Origin of the sequence: Mycobacterium asiaticum (assembly GCF_001668675.1) — a bacterium.
Classification (GTDB): Bacteria; Actinomycetota; Actinomycetes; order Mycobacteriales; family Mycobacteriaceae; genus Mycobacterium; species Mycobacterium asiaticum_D.
In genome coordinates this window covers 20,804-27,482 of sequence record NZ_LZKQ01000288.1, presented here as the reverse complement: position 1 = coordinate 27,482, position 6,679 = coordinate 20,804, and the positions used below count along the sequence as shown (strand labels likewise).

Annotated in this window: 6 protein-coding genes; 5 read left to right on the top strand and 1 reads right to left on the bottom strand. The window is 69.5% G+C overall.

Annotation, left to right across the window (positions count from 1 at the left end; genetic code table 11):
- Positions 1-99 precede the first annotated feature (99 nt).
- A complete protein-coding gene (locus A9X01_RS24185; protein WP_065123152.1) occupies positions 100-720 on the bottom strand; it encodes an antibiotic biosynthesis monooxygenase in 621 nt (206 codons plus the stop codon).
- Between the two features lie 154 nt (positions 721-874).
- Between A9X01_RS24185 and A9X01_RS24180 the strand changes: the two genes are divergently transcribed.
- The 5 genes from A9X01_RS24180 (at position 875) to A9X01_RS24160 (ending at position 6,669) form a co-directional block, all read left to right on the top strand.
- Positions 875-1,264 carry a secondary thiamine-phosphate synthase enzyme YjbQ gene (locus tag A9X01_RS24180; RefSeq protein WP_172830597.1) on the top strand — a complete coding sequence of 130 codons (390 nt, stop codon included), beginning with the start codon at positions 875-877 and terminating at the stop codon, positions 1,262-1,264.
- A 117-nt stretch (positions 1,265-1,381) separates the two neighbouring features.
- Positions 1,382-4,087: an alanine--tRNA ligase gene (gene alaS / locus A9X01_RS24175; protein ID WP_065123147.1), complete on the top strand. Its 2,706-nt coding sequence runs from the start codon at positions 1,382-1,384 to the stop codon at positions 4,085-4,087.
- Positions 4,088-4,630: a Holliday junction resolvase RuvX gene (gene ruvX, locus A9X01_RS24170; protein WP_065123146.1), complete on the top strand. Its 543-nt coding sequence runs from the start codon at positions 4,088-4,090 to the stop codon at positions 4,628-4,630.
- A complete protein-coding gene (gene mltG, locus A9X01_RS24165; RefSeq protein ID WP_065123145.1) occupies positions 4,623-5,858 on the top strand; it encodes an endolytic transglycosylase MltG in 1,236 nt (411 codons plus the stop codon). The genes ruvX and mltG overlap by 8 nt, the downstream gene beginning before the upstream one ends.
- Positions 5,845-6,669 (top strand): shikimate dehydrogenase, encoded by an 825-nt coding sequence (locus tag A9X01_RS24160; protein ID WP_081282603.1) that lies wholly within the window; start codon positions 5,845-5,847, stop codon positions 6,667-6,669. Before mltG ends, A9X01_RS24160 begins: the two co-directional genes overlap by 14 nt.
- Positions 6,670-6,679: the final 10 nt, after the last annotated feature.

Genomic DNA, 6,679 nt, shown 5'->3' with positions numbered 1-6,679 from the left:
CGGGGGGCGCCGGGGCCGCCGGCCCAACCGCCGCCCCCCCCCCAAACCCCCCCCCCCCCCCCGGGGGGGGGGGGGTTTGGGGGGGGGCGCGCGGGGTAACTACACCAGCTCCGGCACCCGCAGATGAGCCAGCGCCAGCTCGAACTCGCCCACATCGTCCTGGTCGATGCCAAGGTCGCGCAGCATCGCGGTGCGCAGCGACCGGGCCGACTCCGCGCAGCGCTCCATCGCGTCGACGCTGTCGTAGGTCACCGAGGCCACCGCCCGGGCCGACGTGGTGTCCACCAGCAGGCTCGTGCTGCAGAAGCCGTCGAAGTCCTCGACTGCGGGCAACACCGCCCACCGGTAGAAATCGAGCGCGCGCTCGAACTGCTCCGGCCGCGCCCGCAGCCAGGTCGCGCGCACGCAGGCGCCCGGCCCGGAGTGATGGTTGCGATGCAGCGAAGCGATGCGCCATTGGTCGACGACCGCGGTGCCCCCGAAGACCTCGACCGCGCGATAGCGCACCGGCCACAGCCGCTCGGCGCTCGCCTGCATCGCCGACTCCGACTCCCAGGAACTGGTGGCGATGCAGCGGCCGGAGTCACGGTCGACCAGCAACGAGATTCCGAGGCAACCGTCGATCTCCCGGAGGGCCGGCATCACCACGTCGCGAACGTGGGCGATGCCCATGTTGATCGATGAGCGCTGTGCCTGAATGGTGGTGGAGCGTGCGTACACGGCCGACCCCTCCTCATGTTCGGAGCGGCGCCCGCGGGAGTTGATCAGGGCGCCGCGCGGTCCCACCACCCACCTTCCTCCCGCCGGCCGGGTGTGGCAATGGTCACATCGCGGAATCCCCGGCCGTCGTAGGCTTTATTGAATGCAGACGGACGTGCTTGATGTCGACACTTCGCGCCGCCAGATCGTCGATCTGACCGACGCGCTACGCAGCTTCTGCTCCTCGCTGGGTGATGGCCTCTGCAATGTGTTCGTCCCGCATGCGACCGCCGGGGTCGCCGTCATCGAGACCGGTGCCGGCTCCGACGACGACCTGGTGGACACGCTGGAACGGCTGCTGCCCCGCGACGACCGCTACCGGCATGCCCACGGCTCGTACGGCCACGGGGCCGATCACGTGCTGCCGGCGATCGTCTCGCCGTCGGTGACGGTTCCGGTCACCGCGGGCGAGCCGCAGCTGGGCACCTGGCAGAGCGTCGTGCTCGTCGACCTCAACCGCGACAATCCGAAGCGGTCGGTCCGGTTGAGCTTCGTCGAAGGTTAAATGCGAGGCTAAGCGGGCCGAAATACGACTTCGGCAGCCACGCTGCGGCGAATAGGCTGGTAGCGACCGCGACCATGCGCGCGGACATCAAGGACCGGAATTAAGGAAGAAGCGGAAGTGCAGACACACGAGATCAGGAAGCGGTTCCTTGATCATTTCGTGAAGGCGGGTCACACCGAGGTACCGAGTGCCTCGGTGATCCTGGACGACCCCAACCTGTTGTTCGTCAATGCCGGCATGGTGCAGTTCGTGCCGTTCTTCCTGGGTCAGCGCACCCCGCCGTATGCGACCGCGACCAGCATCCAGAAGTGCATCCGCACCCCGGACATCGACGAGGTGGGCATCACCACCCGGCACAACACTTTCTTCCAGATGGCCGGCAACTTCTCGTTCGGCGACTACTTCAAGCGTCGGGCCATCGAACTCGCCTGGGCGCTGCTCACCAACCCGGTCGACGACGGTGGGTACGGGCTCGACCCGGAAAAGCTGTGGGCCACCGTATATCTCGACGACGACGAAGCCGCGGGGCTGTGGCAGGAGATCGCCGGGCTACCGGCCGAGCGGATTCAGCGCCGCGGCATGGCCGACAACTACTGGTCGATGGGTATCCCGGGCCCCTGCGGGCCGTCGTCGGAGATCTACTACGACCGTGGCCCCGAATTCGGCGTCGGCGGTGGTCCGATCGCCAACGAAGACCGCTACCTCGAGGTGTGGAACCTCGTCTTCATGCAGAACGAGCGCGGCGAGGGCACCTCGAAAGAGGACTACGCGATTCTCGGGCCGTTGCCCCGCAAGAACATCGACACCGGCATGGGCGTGGAGCGCATCGCGCTGGTGCTGCAGAACGTGCACAACGTCTACGAGACCGACCTGCTGCGCCCGGTCATCGATCTTGTCGCCGCCCGGGCTCCCCGGGGCTATGACGTCGGCAACCACGCAGACGACGTCCGCTACCGCATCATCGCCGACCACAGCCGTACCGCCGCGATCCTGATCGGGGACGGCGTCAGCCCCGGCAACGACGGCCGCGGCTACGTGTTGCGCCGCCTGCTGCGCCGGGTCATCCGGTCGGCCAAGCTGCTGGGCGTGGACGATCCAGACAGCCCGATCCTCGGCGACCTGATGGCCACCGTGCGCGACGCGATGGGCCCGTCGTATCCCGAGCTGGTCACCGACTTCGAGCGGATCAACCGCATTGCGGTCGCCGAGGAAACCGCGTTCAACCGCACCCTGGCGTCGGGGTCCAAGCTGTTCGATGACGTCGCCGGCGCCACCAAGTCCGCCGGGGCCACCGTGGTCTCCGGCTCCGACGCATTCACCCTGCACGACACCTACGGGTTCCCGATCGAGTTGACCCTGGAGATGGCGGCCGAATCGGGGCTCACCGTCGACGAGGCCGGGTTCCGCGAACTGATGGCCGAGCAGCGCCGGCGGGCAAAGGCCGACGCCGCCGCACGCAAGCACGCGCACGCCGATCTGACCGCCTACCGCGAGTTGGTCGACGCCGGCCCGACGGAATTCACCGGCTTCGACGAGTTGACCTCGGAAGCCAAGATTCTCGGCATCTTCGTGGACGGCAAGCGGGTGCCCGTGGTCTCGCACGGCGACACGGCCGAGGCCGACCGGGTCGAGCTGATCCTGGACAGGACACCGCTGTACGCCGAGTCCGGTGGGCAGATCGCCGACGCCGGCAGCATCAGCGGCGTCGGATCCGGCGGCAGCGCCCGCGCGGCGGTCACCGATGTGCAGAAGATCGCCAAAACCCTGCACGCGCACCGGGTCAACGTCGAGTCCGGCGAATTCGTCGAGGGCGACACCGTCGTCGCGGCGGTCGACCCGGGCTGGCGCAAGGGAGCAACGCAGGGTCACTCCGGCACCCACATGGTGCACGCCGCGCTGCGGCAGGTGTTGGGCCCCAACGCCGTTCAGGCGGGGTCGCTGAACCGGCCGGGGTATCTGCGTTTCGATTTCAACTGGCAGGGTTCGTTGAGCGAGGATCAACGCACTCAGATCGAGGAGGTCACCAACGAAGCGGTGCAGGCCGACTTCGAGGTGCACACCTTCGAGGAGCAACTCGACAAGGCCAAGGCGATGGGCGCGATGGCGCTGTTCGGCGAGAGCTACCCCGACCAGGTGCGGGTGGTCGAGATCGGCGGACCGTTCTCCCTGGAGTTGTGCGGCGGCACCCATGTGCACAACTCGGCGCAGATCGGCCCGGTGACCATCCTCGGCGAGTCGTCCATCGGTTCCGGGGTGCGCCGGGTGGAGGCGTACGTGGGGCTGGAGTCCTTCCGGCACCTGGCCAAGGAACGCGCGCTGATGGCCGGCCTCGCGTCGTCACTGCGGGTGCCGTCGGAAGAGGTGCCCGCCCGGGTGGCGAGCCTGGTGGAGCGGCTCAAGGCGGCCGAGAAGGAACTCGAACGGGCGCGGCTGGCGAACGCTCGCGCGGCGGCTACCAATGCCGCTGCCGGAGCCGAGCGCATCGGTAACGTCCGGGTGGTGGCGCAGCGCATGTCCAGCGGTATGACGGCGGCGGACCTGCGTTCCCTGGTCGGTGACATCCGCGGCAAGCTCGGCAGCGATCCCGCCGTGGTGGCGCTGATCGCCGAGGGCGAGAGCCAGACCGTTCCCTACGCCGTGGCGGCCAACCCCGCGGCCCAGGATCTCGGCTTGAACGCCAACGACCTGGTCAAGCAGCTCGCTGCCGCGGTCGACGGCCGTGGCGGCGGCAAGGCCGACCTGGCGCAGGGCTCCGGTAAGAACCCGACCGGCATCGACGCCGCACTGGACGCGGTACGGGCAGAGATAGCGCGGGTCGGCTGAGTGGTCAAATCACCGCAGGACACACCAGGCGGCGACCGGCGTCAGCCCGACCGGCCGGGAGAGTCAGACCCCGGCCGGGGCCGGCGCCTCGGAATCGACGTAGGTACGGTGCGCATCGGCGTGGCGGCCAGCGACCCGGACGGCATTCTGGCCACCCCGGTAGAAACCGTGCGCCGCGACCGGTCCGGAAAGCATGTCCGCAGGCTGGCCGCGCTGGCCTCGGAGCTGGAGGCGGTCGAGGTGATCGTCGGCCTGCCCCGCACGCTGGCCGATCGCATCGGTCAGTCCGCCCAGGACGCCATCGAGCTGGCCGGGGAGCTCGCTGAACGGGTCGCGCCCACGCCGGTGCGGCTCGCCGACGAGCGGTTGACCACCGTCACCGCGCAGCGGTCGCTTCGGGAGGCCGGTGTCCGCGCCAAGCAGCAGCGGTCGGTGATCGACCAGGCCGCCGCGGTGGCGATCCTGCAGGGGTGGCTCGACCAGCGGCGCGCCCTGATCGGCGGCCCCGGCCTTGCCCCCGGCGCGGAAGCCGCCAATGTCTGAGCGCGAAAAGGCCAAGCCCGCGGCGGTGAGCGCGAGCCGGCATCGCAGGTCACGGACCGACCGAAAAAAAGCTGAGCGCAACCGCCGCAAGCGGCGGTTCGCCGGGGGTTTCGCGGTCGGACTGCTCGTCGTCGTCGTGGTGGCCGCCGTGCTGGTCGGCTCGAAGCTGTGGCACATGGTGTCGGGCAACGAGGACGATTTCACCGGCGACGGCAAGCGTGACGTCGTCATCCAGATCCAGGCCGGTGATTCGACCACCGCGGTCGGGCAGACGCTGCTCGAGCGCGGCGTGGTGCGCACGGTGCGGGCGTTCGTCGACGCCGCCCACGGAAACTCCGCGATCACCGCGATCCAGCCGGGGTTCTACCGCATGCGCACCGAGATCCCGGCCGCCAATGCCGTCAAACGGCTGATCGACCCGAACAGCCGGGTGGGCCGGCTGGTGATCCCGGAAGGGCGCCAGCTCGACGACACCACCGACATGAAGACGAACAAGACGACGCCGGGGATTCTGACGCTGATCTCCCGGGCCACCTGTGTCGACCTGGACGGCAACGAGCGCTGCGTGTCGGTCGCCGACCTGCGCGCCGCGGCAGGCAAGAGCACGCCGGCGGCGCTGCAGGTGCCGGACTGGGCCGTCGAGCCGGTGCGAGAACTCGGCGATGACCACCGGCGGCTGGAAGGCCTGGTCGCGCCGGGCACGTTCAACATCGACCCGGCGGCATCGGCTGAGACGATCCTGGCGAGCCTGATCAATGCCGGCAGCATGTCCTACCTCACGTCGGGGCTGGTGGACACCGCCAAGTCGCTGGGGCTGTCGCCCTACGACATCCTGGTGGTGGCGTCGCTGGTGCAGCAGGAAGCCAATGTCGGGGACTTTGCCAAGGTCGCCCAGGTCATCTACAACCGGCTGCACGAACACCGCAAGCTCGAGTTCGATTCGACGGTGAACTACCCGCTGGACCGTCGCGAAGTGGCGACCACCGACGCCGACCGCTCGCTACGGACCCCGTGGAACACCTACATGGCCGAGGGCCTGCCGGCCACGGCGATCTGTTCACCCGGCGTCGACGCATTGCAGGCAGCCGAACATCCCGCGCCCGGCGACTGGTTGTACTTCGTCACCATCGACGCGCAGGGGACGACGCTGTTCACCCGGGACTACCAGCAGCATCTGGCGAACATCGAGCTGGCCAAGCACAACGGTGTCCTCGATTCCTCCCGCTAGCACCGCTGGAGCCGCTCGCAGAGCGGCCGTGCTGGGCAAGCCGATCGCCCATTCCCGTTCCCCGCTGTTGCACCTGGCCGCCTACCGTGCGCTGGGCCTGACTGACTGGACCTACGAACGCATCGAGTGCGACGCCGAGGAGCTGCCGGGCGTGGTGGCCGGCTTCGGGCCGGAATGGGTCGGGGTGTCGGTCACCATGCCGGGTAAGTTCGCCGCCCTGCGGTTCGCGGACGAGCGCACCGGGCGCGCCGAGCAGGTCGGTTCGGCCAACACCCTGGTGCGGACGGCGACCGGCTGGCGGGCCGACAACACCGACATCGACGGCGTGGCAGGGGCGCTCGGGCCACAGCACGGGCATGCGCTGGTGTGCGGCTCGGGCGGAACGGCCCCGGCGGCCGTGGTGGGGCTTGCCGCGCTGGGTGTCACCGGCATCACCGTGGTGGCCCGCAATCCGGACAAGGCCGCACGGCTGGTGGAACTCGGCGCGCGGGTAGGTGTCGTTACCCGCTACTGCGGCCTGGACGACGCCGGACTGGCCGACGAGGTGGCCGCCGCGGCGGTCCTGGTCAGCACCATTCCCGCCGATGTGGCCGCCCGCTATGCCGACACGTTCGCCGCCGTCCCGGTGCTGCTGGACGCCATCTACGACCCGTGGCCCACGCCGCTGGCGGCCGCCGTCGCCGCCGCCGGTGGCCGGGTGGTCAGCGGCCTGCAGATGCTCCTGCACCAGGCGTTCGCGCAGGTCGAGCAGTTCACCGGCCTGCCCGCGCCGCGCGAAGCGATGACTTGCGCCCTGGCCGAATCGGATTAACCTGCCGCTG